This is a genomic window from Acidovorax sp. HDW3 (assembly GCF_011303755.1).
Taxonomy (GTDB): domain Bacteria; phylum Pseudomonadota; class Gammaproteobacteria; order Burkholderiales; family Burkholderiaceae_C; genus Paenacidovorax.
In genome coordinates this window covers 1,876,742-1,894,612 of the sequence record NZ_CP049885.1, presented here as the reverse complement: position 1 = coordinate 1,894,612, position 17,871 = coordinate 1,876,742, and the positions used below count along the sequence as shown (strand labels likewise).

The following is a 17,871-nucleotide window of genomic DNA, read 5'->3' as shown; positions in this document are numbered from 1 at the left end:
GGCTCAGGCACGTTGCAGTACCTCTGCCAACGGGCGATGCTCAATGACCGAATCCACCCCCACGGGAACCGGAGGGGGACGATTGAAAGTCGCTGAAGGTGACATGCTCTTGAAGTAGCTTTCATGACGAATCATGGACCACACCCCAGAGGACACATGTTCGCCGTTCAGAACTTTCAGTACGCGCTCAGACACCATGCCTGCAGCTGCCCACGCGTCGGCAACACCATACGGATGGAAGCCCTGGCCACATCCGGGAAGATCAACCTGCACGTCGTCTGGCCAAGTCGCGACATTGACCGCTGTATCGGCGGGGTCCGAAGCAGGCCACACATCACTACCAGAAATCAAAACCGCATGAGCAGCTGCGCCAAATGGCTCCATCCATGCCATCATCACTGGGGCATCTTTCAGCACATGCTCCCGAAGCAATGAAGTGCCAATCCTTACGGAGCGCTCGCCCGTGCAATCCACGATGAGATCCGGCAGCTGCCGTTGATCCGCCTTGGCGCACCACTGCATGGCTTTTTCACCGAAAGCGTCGAGTTGCGCCCCTGGGATGGCCTGCCGCAATCGAGCGCATAGTGATGCAGCTTTCCCAAAGCCTATGTGTGGCGCACCGAGCACATGGCGCGAGATATTTTCAGGCTCGAATGTTTGGGGATCCACTACCTCAAGGGAGCCGACGCCTGCGCGTGCCAAGAGTTCGATCAACGGCGCACCCAGCGAGCCACTTCCAAATACCACCACCTTCTTGGCGGCAAGATGAGCCAAACCCTCAGCCCGATGATCTCGAGACAGGCTCCATTGCCTGTCGACACGGGTGACGTCGATGGGCACAAGGGCCGGCTCGACTTGACGTGCGACCTGCGGCGGCACTATCCGCCATCCGTACACGGCTGGGCCCTGCAAGAGCACCACGAACACGGGCGCCTTGTTCGGCCAACGGCGCGCCTGGTACCAATTCTTCAGCTTCCCCGCGGAACCACTGAGCTGCGAAAGAAGCTCATCAAGATCATGAAAACTCCTCGGCCAAACACTGGGCGTCCATCGTTCGGCGGTAGGCAGCTTCATCACCAGTGCGCCGCCACGAATGATGCCGCCCAATGGCCATGCTCTGGCCTTTGCCACACGCTCCGGCTCCGTCGTAGACGTCGTGGCGAGGGCCCTGCCGTCCCCAAGAGAAAGCGCAGCAGCCTCCTGTGGTTCGTCAATTCTCACATCGGCATCCAGCAATAGCTCTACCGTGCGATAGCTGGCTGGTGCTTTGGCCCCAGCCGCATAGCGGGCCCAGTAATCTTGACGTTCCCGACTGAATTCAGCCTCCACCCAACCTGGATCGGCGCATCGATCGAGGAAGTCGGAAAACCTGGCCAAAACACGACCGACTGCCGCCACCGGGGCGGCGACGTCTGCCGAGTCGAATTCGACACCGTGGCAGAAATGGCCATCTACCTCGATGTGGGGCAGCTGCAAACAGAACTTCCGGTCCAATTCGATACGGGCAGGCGTGAGCGGAAAATCGTGCTGAAGCACCAGCAGTGGCGCGGCGCCATTCAGTACCGGCGCACCTTCTGCCAAACGCCAGACGCGACAACGCTGCTCCGACTCCTTGTCCGGGCATCGCGTTGCAGCGCTGGGCCCGAGTCCGTCAAACCACGCCGTGACCATGCCGATCGCGGCTAAAAATAATGGCATGGTCGGCACCTTGACCCCCTTACGCCAACGTGTTGGTGCGATGGCTGACGGGCGTTGCAACATTCGGATTGGCCACCTGCCCCCCGGATGCCACAACCAAGCTCTTGAGCAGCGGCGTGGACTCGGTCGAACTGCCGAGACTGTCGCGCCACGCATCAACCCCGGCTTGCCCGAACACGCCGCGCAGCTTCTCTTCAGTGCTCCTGGAATACTCATCTGTGAGCAGTGCCTCGAGGTGCGTCTCCAGTTGCTTGTGCCAACGCTTGAATTCGCGTGCACGGGCCCCTTGATCACTATTCCAACGATCCGCGAAATTCTCCGTGGAGAGCTTCGGGTTTTCCACATAGAAGCGACCTGCTGCATCACGCTTGATGTAGTCGGGCATCTCCTCCACGATGGCAAGCACCACCTCAATAGGCGAATTGAAGCTGTGACGCCTGGTTCGCCAGATGTTCTCAAACGCTTGGGTCGCCAGGGTCACGATGATGACCGAGATCGGCATCGTGTCTTTCTGGTCGGGGCTCGCGTAGAAGTAGAAGTTGTCACGATGCAGCTTCATCAACTGGACGGCTCGACGCAGGATGTCGTCGATCCCAACAGGGGCGCTGGGAAGGGGGTCGACTGACTTACGGGCCTCGACCACCGAAGACAACACTGCTTCTTGCTGAAATTCAAACCGCAGGTCGGCGCGTTCGCAAAACCAGTCAGCAAACTCCTTCGGATTCGACGGACTCCAGACTGTATCGGGGTCTCTTACCCGCAGGCCTGCGCCATAGGTTTTGTACATGTCCGCCACTGCCGGCGTCACGTCGAAATAGAACGCCTCTCCCGGGTACTGCAATCGCCAGCAACGACGCCGTGGATCTGGGGCACCGGTAACTTCTTCGTTGCCCTCAAGGGCTTTCCCAAAATCTTCAAACATCGCTTCTGAGTCAGGGTTGTTGTACTTCGGCCCGGACAGCTCCACCATGATGTCGATATCAAACTTCGCATTGCCTCGAGGGCGGATGGTGGTCTGTGTGCGCATCGACCCCTGCGAATAGACATCCACGTTATGGCGCGGAATGTCCAGCTTGGTGGCGATGTCATCTGCCAAGAGCTCGTATTGCTTGATGGCCTTGGCGCGATCGACCTTGTCGAGCTCAAGTCGCCGAAGCAAGGACATGATGAGTTGCTCCCAACGGCCGGCATCTCGCGTCATGCCCAAAGACTTCTGCAAGCGAGTGGTGAACGTAATGTTGTTTGGCGGGTTCGTAGTCATGATGAAGTACCTTTGTGCCGACCTTGTTTACGAGATGGAAAGGGACTCGCCGGTCGACAGCAGGGTCACCTCGGTGGGAGAAATCGCAATCGTCTTGGCAAACTCACCGCGCGCACCGGGCGTAGTGCAGGGCTTGCGTTCGTACAGGATGAACTCGGCGTGGTGACGGGCTTGCATCTTTTGCCCAACACGGCAACAAGCAGACACTGGCGCGATCAGCACCAGATGTACTTTTGACACCCGCCATTCATCCTGGAGCTTCTGCAGCGCCTGGTCGACAGCGCGTCCAAACAGATCAAGATCGGCGGGGTGCCCCATGACACGGTGACTCGGACTGTCAACCGTGATCTCAATCGTCGGCACTTCGTGTTTCCCATCGGAAAACAAGTGTGCAGGCAAATCGGACGCAGGGACCGCTGCAGTCAAATTGATCCGCAGGCATGCCTCGGCTTCACCGCCGTTGGCATGACGGTGAACCTGAACCTTGAATTTGTCATTGGCTGGTACTGGCTCTGCCTCTGGCCAAGTCCACTGTCCACCGCGTTGGCCGCTCACTTGATCGCGATGAAACTGGAAAATGTGGGCACTGCTGGAGTCTCCGATGAGCCGCCCCGACAGGACCAAGACCGAGGTGCCATGCACAGGAAAGACCGCGAGCGGCGGTCGTGGCGCACCACCGTACACCGTCCCGTCCAGCAGACCCGCCAATCTCGGCCTGTCATTCTTGAGCAGTTGGAACAGGCTCAGCCAGTAGCCATCCGAGTTCGATGCACCGAGATGCGGACCATTGCGCGCGAACCATTCCGCACGTACCCCTCCGGTGCGCAGCTGACGCAACCACATGGCCTCTTCCGCGATCCGCTCATCAAAAGCGAATGACTGCCCTTCGATGTTGCCGCCGATGACCAGCATCTGGGCTGCCGGGTAGCGAAGCGTGTTCAGCAGCCGACGAACTTCATCGACGTTGCGCTGACGCATCTCGTTGAGATAGTCAGCGCTGTATCGCTTCGGAGCTACGCGGTCGATCAGGCGGTGGCATTTGTCGCACATCAGCATGATGTTCGACGGGGCATTCGCCAGAAGCGGTGACTTCACCTTGTCCCCACGAGGACCGTCGGCCGACGAGGCCACGATGTGCGCGAAGTAGCTGTAGTTCCCCGTGGCCCCTGGCACAAAGTGATGGCGCAGGTCCTCTCCGCAACCATCGAACTGGCACCGCCAGCTGGCCAGCGATGCAACTTCAAAGCGCGTTGCGGTATCCACCTCCCCATGGCGGCCGGACGTTCCTGTGATCTTGTCTCGCTCCTTGCACCAAGCACGCATCTGGGCGGGAACAGCCCGAATGACTGGGCCTGACGCAACGTGGTCCACCTCACCCACATCCGATTCGGAGGTCTCGATCCATTGGACTTGCTGCTGCTTCGCAGCCGCCTCCAACGCCTTCAGCGCACCTGGACCGATGTCCCCAACGCCCAGATCACTCCAGGCAGCAGGCGACGCAGTCGCGGCTGTGAGCATCCGGGCGCTGAATTTGTTGGCAATCACCAGGACATGAGGCTCTCCCGCCGCCGCTCGGGCGCGCAAGGCCGCGGCCAACTCGTCATCGGTCAAACCTCCAACCATCGGTGTGCTCATTCATTGCCCCAGGAATCGAACTACGACATAGCATAACAGGAAGTTCGGTGTAGCGAACTTTTGAAGGCGCAATTTTGATCGGGATTTGCTTATGGAAAGTTCGGAGTAGCGATATAATTGAAGGCTGTCTAGAAGGAGAGCGCAAGATGGCGTCAAAACTTGGCGAGAAACTTCGAGCGTGCCGGACTTCGCCGAAGGTGAACCTAACGCTTGAGGAGGCAGCCCGTAGAGCCGGGCTGAGCAAGAGCTACCTCTGGGAGCTGGAGAACCGTGAATCCCAGAAGCCGTCAGCAGAGAAGCTGCAGGCGATAGCGGACGTGCTTGGACAGGATGTGTCCTTCTTCCTGGACGACACGGTGGATACGCCGCAGGAATCCAACAAGGACAAGGAGTTCTTCCGCAGCTACTCCAAACTGGAACCTGAAGCTAAGGAAAAGCTACGGCAGATCCTGGACGTGCTGAAAAAGTCCTGACATGACCGAGGCGACTTTCACGCCCGCGACCGCCGCGATACGGCTCACGCATTGGCTTGACGCTGCTGCGGCAGCCGGCTTACAGCGGTTTCCTATCGATGTCGAGCAGCTTGCGCTTCATGTAGGCAAGGAGCTCAAGTGGCCAGATCCCATCTTCAAAGTCGTGGCGGCGGACATCCCGTCATTTGAAGGTGGCCTCTTTCACGTTGAGGATCAAGGCTGGGCGCTTCTGTACAACCGCAACATGACGTCTGAAGGACGGATTCGGTTCACCCAAGCCCATGAACTTGGGCACTACCTTGTCCACCGCCTTGCACAGCATGAATTTGAATGCTCTCAGGCAGACATGGTGCACTGGGGGCCCGAAATGAGGTCGATCGAAGCAGAGGCCGATGACTTCGCATCGAACCTGCTGATGCCCATGAAGCAGTTCCGTGCGTGCACTTCGACTTCGGATATTGACTTCGACATTCTTTCCGACGCCTCAAGCAAGTTCGGCGTGTCCTTGACCGCAGCCGCGCTGCGTTGGATACGCTCAACGGAACAATGCGCCGTCCTCATCTTGTCGAGGGATGGGTTCATGGATTGGGCGATCTCGTCCGACAAGGCCAGAGCCAATGGCGCGTTCTACAGAACCAAAGGCCGCGTAGTTGAGCTTCCTCCAGGGTCCCTCGCCGCGGATGAGACGATTGCGTCCAACCGCAGTGGTGACCCAATCAGTTTGAACACTTGGTTTAAGCACGCACATCGCGACGCCGTCGCCAAGGAAATGAAGCTCGTTTGTGAAAACTATGGTTACACGCTGACTCTATTGAGTTTGTCTAACGGTGACAAGGTATGGGAGCCCAAGGAGTGGGGCAATGCTTGAAATGAGCCGCGTGAATCAACCAAGTGAATAGTTCAAAGCCTTCGACCAGTCTCTAATCCAGTGAAAGCCTTTAGGTGCAGACCGCTACTTCAGCCAAAGCACCTTGCAATGACTGCTGCGTTCACCAGCGGTCATCCGTGCGCAAAAGTTGAGCGACTGCATCCAGCCTTTCGCTGCCTTACGTCGCCGCAACAGCGATGACCGCATTAGCACTGCGCTGCTCAAGCGCTCTCGGGTTCTGCAAGCGGCCTGCTTTCGGCCCTTGAATAGGCGAGCATGGGCTGTTCTTGAGGGCCAGCGTCTGGCCGAGACCACCAGCTCGCGGCCTCACCAAGAAGCAGACACCCGCTGTAGAGTCGATCTGAACCACGGCAACTACCCGTCCATTTAACGCCTGCTTGAAGAGAAGTTTTCCTAAACTTCTCTTCCCTGTTGCCAGCGTTTTCTTATGGTCGAAGCCGGGTTTCCGTAGAGTTGTTGGAAATCGCCGTGGGACTTTTTGGGCCTGCAAATTGAAGGTCAGCGTTCTGGCGTAGCCTCGTGCTCACACTATCGACCGAAAGCAGGCGATGGGGAGAGAAAGCTTTCCGCAGCATGAGAATTAGTGGGCAGGGGAAAGTCTCCATGCAGACCTAGACCGCTTGGTTCAGGAAATTCTGCCATCGCATTTGCCAGAGTAAGCATCGTGCCATCCTCATTGCCAAGCCCTTTCCCCTGAATTTTTCGCTGCGTTACTTCATCGCATATTGGTGGTCGCGAGCATGCCCACCTCTGCAAGCGTCTCGTCTTTGATCTGGCTGCTTGCCGAACTGTCTGCGAGATAGGCCGTCACAAGGATGGGGGGGCGCTGTGGCGGAAATAGGATTCCGATGTCATTGGCATCGCTTTTATTGGTGCCGGTCTTATCCCCGATGGTCCAACCGACTGGAAGTCCTGCTTTGAGGCGTTTTCCGCCTGTCGTGTTGGCAATCAGCCATTCCCGAAGCAATTTTCGTGATGAGGGTGCAAGCACATCGCCAACGAGCACTTTCTTCATACTCATGGCCATCGCCCGAGGCGACGTCGTATCAAGGGAGTTCGTTCCGAGGCGCATATTCAGGTCAGGCTCGTTGCGATCGAGTCGCGTGACGTTGTCGCCAATTTGACGTGCAAATGTGGTCAGTGCTTCAGGCCCTCCGAAGCTTGCCAGAATGAGGTTCGCCGCTGTGTTGTCGCTGGTCGTGATCGTGGCATGACAGAGTTGGGCCAGCGTGAGACCGTCACCATCAGCGTGAGCGTCTGTCACAGGAGACCACGGCACCAAATCCTGCTTGCGATAGGGAATGCGCCGCTCAAGCGACTCCTCACCTCGATCAACGCGAGCCAGTACAAGTGCACTCGCCAACAACTTGAACGAGCTGAGCATCATGAATAGCTCGTCTGATCGGTATCCAAACTCCTGGCCGCTGCCCGTGTCGACCACATGTACACCAAGGCGACCTTGAGCTTTGGCCTCGAGTTGCTTCAGGGAAGCCGCCATCTGCGTTTGAAGAGCAGAAGCCAAGGTTTTCTTGGGGTGAATAGCGACAGCTCCGAGGGCGGAGCACACCATGATGGAAGAAAAGGTACGTCGTTGCATAGAGTTCAAGCAATGAAAAATGTCAAATCATATTGACGGAGCGCGACCTATTCAATCGAAACTACTCTAGTATCGACCCAAGAAAAACTTGGGTCATATGGTTCACAATGCATCTGCCATTGAATGCTTTACGCGCCTTTGAAGTTTCGGCCAGGCATCTCAGCTTTACCCGTGCAGGGCTGGAGTTGCACCTGACACAGGCTGCGGTCAGTCAGCACGTCAAGAACTTGGAAGACCGGCTCGGCAAGAAGCTGTTCAGACGCGTCCCAAGAGGACTTGCCCTGACCGATGAAGGAACGGCTTTGTTGCCGGTGTTGGTCGAGTCTTTTGAACGCATAAGTTCAACACTGGACCAGTTCAACACAGCTCACAAGAAAGAAGTCCTGTCTGTTGGGGTGGTGGGCACGTTTGCGGTAGGGTGGCTGCTGCCCCGACTGCGTGATTTTCAAACAAGGCATCCGTTTGTGGACCTGCGACTGTTTTCCAACAACAATCGCGTGGATTTGGCTGGCGATGGTTTGGACTATGCAATTCGCTTCGGCGATGGCAACTGGCATGGCACCGAAGCATTGAGGCTTTTTTCAGCGCCGCTGGTGCCCGTCTGCGCACCCTCCATTGCAAGCAGGATCCACGTCCCGAGAGACTTGATGCATACGACTCTATTGCGTTCATACCGCGTGGATGAGTGGTCTACATGGTTTCAAGCCGTTGAGCTAAAGGTACCGCTTTTGACAGGTCATGTATTTGACTCTTCCTTGGCGCTGGCAGATGCAGCGGCGCAGGGGGCGGGCGTGGCGTTACTGCCAGTGCGCCTATTTGGCCGAGACTTACTGGGGGGGCGCCTGGTCACCCTGTTCGACATTGAGGTTGAAACAGGCAGCTACTGGCTGACAAAGCTCAAGGCGCGCAGAGAAACCGATGGAATGAAGGCTTTTCGTGGATGGGTGGAGCAAGCTTGTCGAGAGGGTTAACGTTTCGGCTCATTGCGCACTTTTGCCCAACTGTTGTCATGGATGGCCGCTTCGGGTGAAAGTGTCCGTTCGCATTGATCCCATCCGGTCGCTCCCTGCCTGTCCAAGCTCAACGATGGCCACGCACCCGGTCTGGCGTGAAGCCGTCATACACAGGGCCGACTATGGAATGACCGTTGACCGCTGTTTATCAAGTAGTGGTCCATTGCGAGTGACTCAATTCAGCAGCGGGAGCAGACCTTGGCAGATGGCGGCTTCAAGCCGAGCAAGGCTCCAGAATCGCTCTTCTGGCCGGCCAGAAAGCGACGAGTTAACCCGTGTCTGTTCAGCGCAAACCCGAAGTATTCTCTTGGCCTTCTGAATTGGCTGCCATAGGTGCATGTTCTGCCATCAGCTCAATGACCCACTTGATAAACACACGCAACTTGGCACTCACATGGCGGTTCGGGTGAAAGGCCAGGTAGATCGGCATCGGGTCAAGCGCCCATTCTTCAAACAAGTGCACGAGTTCGCCACGCGCCAGGTGGTGCTTGGCCATGTAATGCGGCAGCCAAAGCACCCCCACGCCTGCCAAGCCAGCAGCAAGGTAGGCGTTGCCATCATCAACAGCCAGAGCGTATTTGCCTTTGATTTCGATGCACCTATCTCCCTGGCGCAGGGTACAAGGCAACAGCTTGGCGGTGCGTGACGACAAAAAGCCAACGATGCGGTGAGGGTCGGACTCCAAGTCTGAGGGGTGCGTTGGGTTTGTGACCCTCTGCAGGTATCTGGGAGCCGCATAAACGCCAAGGTACATGTCACCCACATGGCGAGCGATCAGCGATTGCTCCGAGACTTCGCCGCCCCGTACCACGCAATCCACGTTGTCCCCGATCAGGTCGACCATGCGATCGCTGACGCCCATTTCGATCTGAAGCTCCGGATAACGGGCGTGGAATTCCGGGAAAGCTGGAACCAAGAGCATGCATGCCAAGGGACTGGGGATATCCACACGCAGCCGCCCTTTGGGAAACGCTGCGGCGCTGGACAAGCTGGTCTCGGCATCGTCCAGATCCACTAACAGGCGCACTGCCCGTTCATAGTAGGCAGCGCCATCGGCGGTGATGTGGACTTGGCGCGTGGTGCGGTTGAGCAATTTGACGCGTAGCCTTGCCTCCAACTGCTGCACCAGCTGTGTCACCGTGGTTTTGCTCATGTGCAAGGTCTGCGCAGCCTTGGTAAAGCTGCCCGTTTCCACCACGCGCACAAAGGCCTGCATTGCATCAAAACGGTCCATGTCTGCCTCACCTCAATCCGGGGATTGTTTGGGAATTGAAAACAGTGATTGTGCGTCTTGCTTGTTTATCACAGGGCCACAGCTGCCCATAATCCAAGGAGAGCAGCCAGGCTCTTCTCTAAAAGTCCACTATCGAACGAGGTATGTCATGTCAGTCCGCAATGTTATTTTTCCAGCTGGGCGCCAAGCGCTCTATGAGCAAAACCGCTACTCGCCAGCCATCAAGTCCAATGGATTTTTGTTTGTGTCAGGCCAAGTGGGCAGCAGACCTGATGGCTCGCCCGAAACGGATCTGACCAAGCAGGTTCGACTGGCGTTTGAAAACCTAAATTCCATCCTGGACTCAGCTGGCTGCACCTTTGACGACGTCATTGACGTCACGGTTTTCATCGTTGATCCCGAGAAAAATCTGGAAGCCATCTGGTCAGTGATTCATGAATTCTGGGGTCCTGCCCCCCACCCTACGCTGACGGGCGTTGGCGTGACCTGGCTCTATGGCTTCCAATTCGAAATTAAGGTCATCGCCAAGCTTTCAGGGGTCTAGGCCCACCGGTGTTGGCAAAAACACTACCCCGCCTGTAGGCACAGATTGAATCGCGCGTATCTATTTTCGGTGGATGGCGAAGAGACAGACTACAGGTGGTCAGATTCACCGGATTGAAGAACCCCGAATGTCCGCACACAGGCAAGTTCAATGAGTCGTTCTAAACCTGCTTGGGGTTGAGTCCAGCCGTCCGAGCATCGGACATTCGACCGCCATTTGAACGGGTACCTGCGGCCTGCCAAACTGGATGTCTGGAGCCCGCTCGATACCAGTCATTCACGTCGCCTCGCTGCCGGCTGTGCCGATGACGGCTTCGTGCCTGGCACCGTGAACCCAGATCCCGGTCGCGACCGACGGCAATTGTTAAGGCTTGTGTGACACCTGCCCAGCCGCACAAGCGGTCGAGCACCCTCAGTGCTGTCGGGCAGGTGTTGCATAAGCCTCGAGGGAGGAAACCGCGGTGACCGCCACGGTAGTTGTCGAGCGCGGTGGCTATGGCGATTGCTCTACGCGCGGGTCGCGAGTTGGCAGTCTATGGCTGAGCATCGACACCTCATCGATGACCGCAGGCGCCCGTGCGTGTGCCACTTCGATACGGCAGCAGCTCTTGGCCGAGCCTGCGCAGACGCTGACCAAGCGACGCACGCAGCAGCCCACCGGACGCCATGTCCAGCGTCGAGTTGATCGGGAGTGTTCGAGCGTGGTCATGGTGCCGGCGGCGCCCGAATCGAGCAGTCGCGCAAGAAGATCTGCAGCACCGTCATCGCGTGGCCGCAGTGCGCGCAGACAAAGGTCGGACGTGGCGAGTCCAACCCATCGGCGGCCGGCGCTTGCGGCGGTGGCGGTGTCACCTGCAACAACTCGCGCGCCAGCGCCAGGTTGTCCCGCCGGCGGCTGTTGGCCAGCAGGCCGTAGTGCCGGATCCGGTGGAAGCCGCCTGGCAGCACATGCAGCAGGAAGCGGCGCATGAATTCCTGCGGGCTCAGCGTCATCGCCTTGTGGCGCGTCTTGCCCTTGGCGCCGTCCTTGGCTCGATAGTCCTTCCAGCGGAAGATGACACCGCGCTCGTCCATCGCCAGCAGCCGGCTGTTGGAGATGGCCACGCGGTGCGTGTAGCGCGACAGGTAGGCCAGCACCGCCTGCGGTCCGGCGAATGGCCGCTTGGCATAGACCACCCACTCGCACCTGCGCAGCGGCGCAAGCCAGGCCTTGAATGCAGCGGTTTCGGCCAGTGCTGCGTGTTCGCCGAAGAAGCGAAGCTTGCCGCCATCGTGCAAGCGCTGCAGTTCCTCCAGGAAGCGGCGCCTGAACAGCCGCGACAGCACACGCACCGGCAGGAAGAACCCCGGCTGGCAGGCTACCCAGGTCTTGCCGTCGGGCGCCAACCCGCCGCCTGGCACGATACCGTGCACATGCGGATGGTGGGTCAGCGCCGAGCCCCAGGTGTGCAGCACCAGCGTGGCGCCGATGTGGGCGCCCAAGTGCTTGGGATCGGCCGCGATACGGAGCAGCGTTTCGGCGGCGATGTCGAACAGCAATCCGTACAGCGCCGCCTTGTTCTGGTACGCGATGTCGGCGATCGGCGCCGGCAGCGTGAAGACCACGTGGTAGTACTCCACCGGCAGCAGATCGGCCTGGCGCGCATCCAGCCACCGCTTGGCCGCGCTGCTCTGGCACTTCGGGCAGTGCCGGTTGCGGCAGGAGTTGTACGAAACCTGATCCAGGCCACACCCGTCGCAGCGCAGGGCATGGCCACCCAGTGCCGCTGTGCGGCACTGGGTGATGGCCGACATCACCTTGAGCTGCGCCAGGCTCAGGTGGCCGCGCTGGGCGTCACGCCAGGCGGGTCCATGGGCACGGAAGATGTCGGCGACCTCCAGGGCGGGTCGCGCCTGCACGATGGCCTACGGCTACAGGGCTGGTGGCTGCGGTGCAGGTTCGGGCGCTGGTTCGTCTGCGGGCTTGGCGCACGTGTGATCCAGCGGGCTGACGACCCGGCGCAGCAGGTCGGTGGCCACGGCAGCATACAGGGTCGTGGTGTCCAGACGCTTGTGCCCGAGCAGCACCTGGATGACGCGGATATCGACCCTCTGCTCCAGCAGATGGGTGGCAAAGGCATGGCGCAGGCCGTGCGGCGTAATGCGCTTGTCGATGCCGGCCGTGGCGGCGGCCAGGTGCACGGCGCGGTTGAGCTGACGCGCGGTGACGTGGTCGGTGGGGTCCAAGCCCGGGAACAGCCAACCACCGTGGCGGATCTTGCCCTGGGCATGGCCCAGCCTCCACCAGGCGCGCAGCCGCTCCAGCAGCACGGGGCTGAGCATGGCGTAGCGATCCTTGCGGCCTTTGCCCTGCTCCACGCGCAGGGTCATGCGCTCACCATCGATGTCGCCGACCTTGAGCGAGACGACCTCGCTGACGCGCAGGCCCGCGCCATAGGCCACCGACATGGCGGCCTGGTGCTTGAGGTTGGGCGCGGCGGCGATCAGGCGGCCGACTTCGTCGGGGCTCAGGATCACCGGTAACTTGCGCGGCACGGCCACGTGCGTCATCTTGAGCATGAGCTCGGGCCGGCCCAGTGTGATGTCAAAGAAGAACTTCAGCCCGGTGATGGTGGCGTTGATGGTGACTGGGCCGCTGCCGGTGTCCACCAGGTGCAACTGGAAGCGGCGCAGATCCTCGGCGGTGGCGGTGTGCGGCGAGCGGCCCAGGAAGGTGGCGAGCTTGCGCACGGCGCGGATGTAGCCCTCCTGCGTGTGCTCTGCGAACTGGCGCATGCGCATGTCGTCGAGCATGCGTTGGCGAAGCGGCGAGACGGCCGCGGATGGGGTCGGGGTGCAAATGTCCATGATCCTGCTCCTGTCGGTGACCGAGGCGGATTGCCTCGACCACCAACATCGCAGAATCACGAGCGCAAAGAAACGCCAACAACGTAGCCGGAGCGACTACCGCGCGAGCGGTTTAGTCCGTCGCTGCTTTGCCGTCGATGGCGTCGCTGCTTTAGTTGGCTGGATCAGGTCGGTCAGGCCTTCGTTGGCAATTTTGGCGGCGCTGTGAACACTTGCTAGTCTGGTTGGCTCAAACGGCTGACCGGGTTGGGTGTGTGCTCTCAGTGCGATGCCACTGGACGCGTCTCGCTCCACTCATCAAGTTCGCTGCGGCGCCAAGCCACTGCACGCACCCCGACACGAACCGGGTAGGGGAACTGTTGGTTGGCCATGAGCCTATAGATCGTTGAGCGACCGAGACCGGTCAACTGCATGACGTATGGCATGCGCAGGAACACCATCGATGGTTGGTCCTGTGTATCGGATGGAAGTGAGGGTGGCTGCTGCACGGCATTCTCCCAGTGTGGGCATGTGGTTGACTGTAGGGTGCAGCAGGCATCATGTTGACGCTGGATTCGCCGCCAAATCATGCGCGCAGAGATCTCTCAAGGAGAAGTGGGGCAACCCCAAAGTCTCTGGGTTAGGCTTTCTCATTGTTTGTGTTGGGGACACCTTGAAGCTTCAAGGCGTGTTGCGTTCCGCATACATGCTTTGGTCCGTAAAGTTTTTCGGACACGAGTCGGACACGGCGGTCTCAGAAAGCAAAAAAGTCAGCAGGCGCTAACCTGCTGACTCATGATTTACTTGGCTCCCCGACCTGGACTCGAACCAGGGACCTGCGGATTAACAGTCCGTCTTCAGCCCCTCGCCACCAATACAATAATGTCGAAAAGTCTCAAAAAATCAATGGGTTACCATACCGCCCATTACTGGCACTTACCGTTTTCTGCTGCATGGATTGCAGCAAAATTGCAGCATCAAAGCAAAATTTTACACGCTTCTTGGGGTGCGGCCCCGCACCTTCGGAAGAGGGCGTTCCTCAGCAAGTGCGCCAAGAGAGTTGATCCACTGGCAATGCAGCCTTTTCCGTCTGTACACAGAAGCACCGAAAGCGGGCGTGAATGACACGGTAAGGTTGCTGGGAGCACTGGATAGACGGGCTGCAGGCATTGGCAGGTGAGCGCGACCGTTTCGACTGCTTCAGGCTGGTTGCTGCCTCTCGCCGCCATGGGCTGAACTCACACTGACCGCCAGCAAGCGGTCGTTACCCAGCAACGGATGCACTGACTGAGGGCGTGCTCGACTACGACGTCGTATAGCTTGCCGTCGAACATGACCGTTTCCTTCACTTAAGCGGCCGTTGATCTGCGACCAGCTTCCACTTCACGTCGTCGGGTACGAAATGGCCATCCTCGTCCACGGCGATCAGTCCGCGAGCGACAAGACTGGATGCCGCCGCCGCGATGTCTAAAGGAACGGAGTGCCCAACCCTTCGAAGGTTGTTTACTGTCTTCAACAACGCGAAGTCCTCGTCAGAAATATCGATTGCGCCCATGGTTTTTCCTACGGTTTTGAGGTCGCAGGCCATGTAACCCTTAGAGTGACGAGCTCAACCCCATTGGCCTGATAAAGGATTCGCCCGCCGTCCAAGTGGACGACCAGCTCCAATCTGGTGAGCGTGCCTCTAGCGTCATTGCCCGCATGGAGGAATACGTTCGCATAGCCTTCTGGCGGCAGTAGAGCTGGCGGGTATGCCGTCCACTGTGCAGGTGCTTGACCGGCAGCGAATGCTGTGGCGCTTCGCTCGACATCAAATTCGACCGGCTGCTTTGCTTCGCACGCTGACTTTATCTGTGGGTATGTTTGTTGGTTGAAAATCATGGTTTCCGATCATGTAGTGGTTGCTTTGAGTTGGGGGAGACCCTGCCTGACACCGACGTACTGCTGACCACAGAAGCGAGCCCGGAGCACGCTAGCAAAGGCTGAACAAGGCGTTTACTTCTGGGCCTCTGCGGGGCGCGCGCGCGAAGCTGCACTTGCCTCTCGCAGTAGGTCCTTTTCTGTGAATGTGCCATTCTCCATTCGGCTTGGCTCTTGGAGAAAGTTGTTGAGTTCGAGAAACGCACGACCGAAATCGTTGAGATCGAGAATCAAGCGATAGCTAACCACCTCGCCGCACCGCTCAATGCCAACGAGTCCCTCCGGCAGCGGCCTCTTTCTAAACCACTCAGAGAAGCTCTCCCCGTAGTGCACAGCTCCGGTCTCGGAGTCTGTAGCCACATAGCACTCAGCTGCCCAGACACCCTCGAGCGACTCCTCGTAGGCTTCCATGTCACTTTCGTACTTTGCCCAGGGGATGTAGTGCTCAAGCAAGTCATCAATGGTTCGACCTGCGGCATAGGTGAGAGGCCACTTCTGGACTTCGCCACCGCCACTCATTGTGACTTGGTACCGGGAGAGTGACTTATTGACCCAGTCGTCGAATTCCATGACGACCTGCTTGCCCTCATCAAGCAGTTGCATCCACGGCAGGTCCAGCCGCAGCCGGTTCAAGCGCTGGATGTAGGGCTCTGGCTGCACCATTTCGGCGAACTTGAATCGCCCCGGGTTTTGAGGAGGCTCTTTTCTCTGAGAGGATTGAGCCATGAAGAAGTCAAACAAGTTCTCGCCTGAGGTGCGTGAGCGTGCGGTGAGATTGGTGCAGGAGCACCGGGGGGAGTACCCATCCCTTTGGGCAGCCATCGAATCCATTGCGCCCAAGATCGGCTGCGTGCCGCAGACGCTGCATGAATGGATCAAGCGCGCCGAAGTTGACGCAGGTACAAGCTGAGCATCAGCGTGGATGTACGCCACAAGTTCATCCGAAAAATCACCACCGGTACGGCCAGCGAGCATGACAGCACGCACTTTGACGACGTGCTCGACGAGCACAACACCAACCGCGATGTCTATGCCGACCGGGGCTACCCCAGTGCCCAGCGCAGTGAAATGCTCAGCGCCCTGGGCTATCGCGAACATATCCAGCGCAAAGCCAAGGCGAGCAAGCCTTTGAGCGACTGCCAGAAGGGGCGCAACAATCGCATTGCCAAGACCCGGGCCCGGGTGGAACACCCCTTTGCCCAGATGCGTCACATGGGCGGCAAGCTCATTCGCACCATTGGCCAGGTTCGCGCTACGGCGGCGATGACCATGATGGCTGCGTGCTACAACTTGAAGCGCCTGGCCAAATTCCTCGATGACGGGGTGGATGCGTTCTATAAGAACAAGCCATCAAAGACCAAGGTGCGCCTGCAAGGGGCGAATGCGTGAGGAGTGGGGAGCAAAGGGGCGAAAAACGCGTCAAAACAGGACGAATTTGCTCAAGAAATGAGCACAAACGGAAATTGCAACGCGCCTGAGCCAATGTTGAGCTGAAAACAGCGGTTTTTAGAGGTTCCCTGAACATGCATCGCTGCGAGGCCGTGCCAGAGCGCTGTCGTGGCGGGTTGGTGCTGTAGCGGGGCCTTAAGTCCTTTCGTAACAGGTGCGCATCCACAGCAGCCTTGTTTACCGTGAATCCTGGCTCAGGCACGGCGGCGCTGCACTTCGTTTGCGCCGCCTCGGGCTTGTTCGCCGCAACCGTCCGGCCCGACAAATTTCCCCTCCGCTGCGCGGATTCCTCGCGCGGCAAATTTCTCGGGCCTCCCGGTCCTTCGCTGCGCTGCGGCCCCGCTTCGCTGGGGTGCGGCGCGCCCGACCCTCGCCCATCGGATCACGCCAAGGCCGCGATGGGCGCGACCTGGACAACCTCGAAAGGACTTCATCATGGCCAACATCGGCACCTTCACCGCACAGAACGGCAGCTACACCGGCACGGTTCGCACCCTGACGCTCAACGTCAAGGTCCGGCTCGTGCCCAGCGACAAGACAAGCGAGAACGCTCCGGACTACCGCGTCGTCGCCGGCAACGGGCTGGAGATCGGCGCGGCGTGGAAGAAGCTCAGCAAGGCGGAACGTCCCTACCTGTCCGTTACCCTGGATGACCCGTCGTTCCCTGCCACCCTCTATGCCCGCCTGGTCGAAGGCGAGGACGGCGCGCACAACCTGATCTGGTCGCGCAGCAAGGGCGACTGATCGTCGCCCTTGGCGCCCCGCTTCGGCGGGGCGCTTTTGTCTCATGGCTTTGGAGAGGAGGGTGGTGCGTGAGTTGTTTCGCCCTGTAGTGCGGAAATACGAGAAAGCGTTCATCCGTGTTTGCGGATGGGCGTATTTTTGGATCTGTGGATTTGCTGCTTTGCGGGTTTCCGTAGATCCGTCGTGATGGGTTTACGGAACTGGGGTTTTGCGTCAATGTGTCTTTGTGGCTTTACGGATGTGTGCGTCTCCGGCTTGGCCGGACCGCGCTGGCGTGCTCTGCACCGAGCCACCGGTGGCGTTTCGTCCCTGCGGGCTTTCATCGCTGACGCCTTCGCCTCTGCGGTGCTGCGCGCTGTGCTTGCCTCCTGGGGATCGACCTGCGGCCCATCCCCGCCGCGCTGGGCTTGGCGCCCCCTCCGATACCGCCGAACCGGCTTGCCGGATCGGCAGGGAGGGTCGTGTCTCCGATGACCGACTTGTTGGGTGGGCGGGGCTGGCTTGCTGTTCCCTTCACCGTATCACGCCGTTCTCGCCGTCAAGGTCTGCGCGTGCGGTGCACGCTGGCGTCCTGGAGGCCGTCTTCGAA

The 17,871-nt window shown here is 59.1% G+C and carries 16 protein-coding genes and 2 pseudogenes; 8 read left to right on the top strand and 10 right to left on the bottom strand.

Annotated features, from left to right (window positions below; genetic code table 11):
* Nucleotides 1-3: 3 nt before the first annotated feature.
* Genes G7045_RS08655 through G7045_RS08645 form a run of 3 tightly spaced genes read right to left on the bottom strand, consistent with a single transcriptional unit; the run spans nucleotide 4 to nucleotide 4,594 of the window.
* Nucleotides 4-1,761 carry a ThiF family adenylyltransferase gene (locus tag G7045_RS08655; protein WP_166159255.1) on the bottom strand — a complete coding sequence of 586 codons (1,758 nt, stop codon included), beginning with the start codon at nucleotides 1,759-1,761 and terminating at the stop codon, nucleotides 4-6.
* Entirely contained in the window at nucleotides 1,718-2,959 is a 1,242-nt protein-coding gene (locus G7045_RS08650; RefSeq protein WP_166159254.1) for a nucleotidyltransferase, read from the bottom strand. The genes G7045_RS08655 and G7045_RS08650 overlap by 44 nt, the downstream gene beginning before the upstream one ends.
* A 27-nt stretch (nucleotides 2,960-2,986) precedes the next feature.
* Nucleotides 2,987-4,594, bottom strand: a complete 1,608-nt coding sequence (locus tag G7045_RS08645) for an SAVED domain-containing protein (protein ID WP_166159253.1) — start codon at nucleotides 4,592-4,594, stop codon at nucleotides 2,987-2,989.
* Nucleotides 4,595-4,740: 146 nt separating this feature from the next.
* Here G7045_RS08645 and G7045_RS08640 point away from each other — a divergent pair, with 146 nt between their 5' ends.
* Together G7045_RS08640 and G7045_RS08635 are read left to right on the top strand one after the other, a co-directional pair.
* Nucleotides 4,741-5,067, top strand: coding sequence for a helix-turn-helix domain-containing protein (locus G7045_RS08640; RefSeq protein ID WP_019576501.1), 327 nt, complete (start codon nucleotides 4,741-4,743; stop codon nucleotides 5,065-5,067).
* A 1-nt stretch (nucleotide 5,068) separates the two neighbouring features.
* On the top strand, nucleotides 5,069-5,935 hold the full coding sequence (locus G7045_RS08635; protein WP_166159252.1) for an ImmA/IrrE family metallo-endopeptidase: 867 nt from the start codon (nucleotides 5,069-5,071) through the stop codon (nucleotides 5,933-5,935).
* A 736-nt stretch (nucleotides 5,936-6,671) separates the two neighbouring features.
* Here the strand turns inward: G7045_RS08635 and bla are convergent.
* Entirely contained in the window at nucleotides 6,672-7,553 is an 882-nt protein-coding gene (gene bla, locus G7045_RS08630) for a class A beta-lactamase (RefSeq protein ID WP_166159251.1), read from the bottom strand.
* 107 nt (nucleotides 7,554-7,660) lie between these two features.
* Between bla and G7045_RS08625 the strand changes: the two genes are divergently transcribed.
* A complete protein-coding gene (locus G7045_RS08625; protein ID WP_166159250.1) occupies nucleotides 7,661-8,524 on the top strand; it encodes a LysR family transcriptional regulator in 864 nt (287 codons plus the stop codon).
* Between the two features lie 325 nt (nucleotides 8,525-8,849).
* Here G7045_RS08625 and G7045_RS08620 read toward each other — a convergent pair whose 3' ends face one another.
* Nucleotides 8,850-9,800 carry a LysR family transcriptional regulator gene (locus tag G7045_RS08620; protein WP_166159249.1) on the bottom strand — a complete coding sequence of 317 codons (951 nt, stop codon included), beginning with the start codon at nucleotides 9,798-9,800 and terminating at the stop codon, nucleotides 8,850-8,852.
* A gap of 148 nt (nucleotides 9,801-9,948) precedes the next feature.
* Between G7045_RS08620 and G7045_RS08615 the strand changes: the two genes are divergently transcribed.
* On the top strand, nucleotides 9,949-10,344 hold the full coding sequence (locus G7045_RS08615; protein ID WP_166159248.1) for a RidA family protein: 396 nt from the start codon (nucleotides 9,949-9,951) through the stop codon (nucleotides 10,342-10,344).
* A 704-nt stretch (nucleotides 10,345-11,048) separates the two neighbouring features.
* Here the strand turns inward: G7045_RS08615 and G7045_RS08610 are convergent.
* Both G7045_RS08610 and G7045_RS08605 read right to left on the bottom strand, forming a co-directional pair.
* Nucleotides 11,049-12,242 carry an IS91 family transposase gene (locus tag G7045_RS08610; RefSeq protein WP_166159247.1) on the bottom strand — a complete coding sequence of 398 codons (1,194 nt, stop codon included), beginning with the start codon at nucleotides 12,240-12,242 and terminating at the stop codon, nucleotides 11,049-11,051.
* Between the two features lie 12 nt (nucleotides 12,243-12,254).
* Complete coding sequence (locus tag G7045_RS08605) at nucleotides 12,255-13,190, bottom strand: site-specific integrase (RefSeq protein ID WP_166159246.1); 936 nt, start codon at nucleotides 13,188-13,190, stop codon at nucleotides 12,255-12,257.
* Here G7045_RS08605 and G7045_RS08600 point away from each other — a divergent pair.
* A complete protein-coding gene (locus G7045_RS08600; RefSeq protein WP_166159245.1) occupies nucleotides 13,189-13,398 on the top strand; it encodes a hypothetical protein in 210 nt (69 codons plus the stop codon). The genes G7045_RS08605 and G7045_RS08600 overlap by 2 nt on opposite strands.
* 52 nt (nucleotides 13,399-13,450) lie before the next feature.
* Here G7045_RS08600 and G7045_RS14715 read toward each other — a convergent pair whose 3' ends face one another.
* The 3 genes from G7045_RS14715 to G7045_RS08585 all read right to left on the bottom strand — a co-directional run bounded on the left by G7045_RS14715 (nucleotide 13,451) and on the right by G7045_RS08585 (nucleotide 15,815).
* The gene (locus tag G7045_RS14715; RefSeq protein ID WP_255492052.1) at nucleotides 13,451-13,615 is read right to left on the bottom strand and encodes an AlpA family transcriptional regulator; all 165 of its coding nucleotides are present in this window, start codon (nucleotides 13,613-13,615) and stop codon (nucleotides 13,451-13,453) included.
* Nucleotides 13,616-14,514: 899 nt separating this feature from the next.
* Nucleotides 14,515-14,724 (bottom strand): hypothetical protein, encoded by a 210-nt coding sequence (locus tag G7045_RS08590; protein WP_166159244.1) that lies wholly within the window; start codon nucleotides 14,722-14,724, stop codon nucleotides 14,515-14,517.
* 440 nt (nucleotides 14,725-15,164) lie between these two features.
* Nucleotides 15,165-15,815, bottom strand: coding sequence for a hypothetical protein (locus tag G7045_RS08585; RefSeq protein WP_166159243.1), 651 nt, complete (start codon nucleotides 15,813-15,815; stop codon nucleotides 15,165-15,167).
* On the opposite strand from G7045_RS08585, the pseudogene G7045_RS08580 reads away from it, so the two are divergent.
* From G7045_RS08580 to G7045_RS08570, 3 genes and pseudogenes are all read left to right on the top strand, one after another.
* Nucleotides 15,814-15,990: pseudogene (locus G7045_RS08580) on the top strand (transposase); the annotation flags it as partial. The gene G7045_RS08585 and the pseudogene G7045_RS08580 overlap by 2 nt on opposite strands.
* Nucleotides 15,990-16,478: pseudogene (locus G7045_RS08575) on the top strand (transposase); the annotation flags it as partial. The pseudogenes G7045_RS08580 and G7045_RS08575, both read left to right, overlap by 1 nt.
* Before the next feature lie 495 nt (nucleotides 16,479-16,973).
* Entirely contained in the window at nucleotides 16,974-17,282 is a 309-nt protein-coding gene (locus tag G7045_RS08570; protein WP_166159241.1) for a DUF736 domain-containing protein, read from the top strand.
* Nucleotides 17,283-17,871 lie beyond the last annotated feature (589 nt).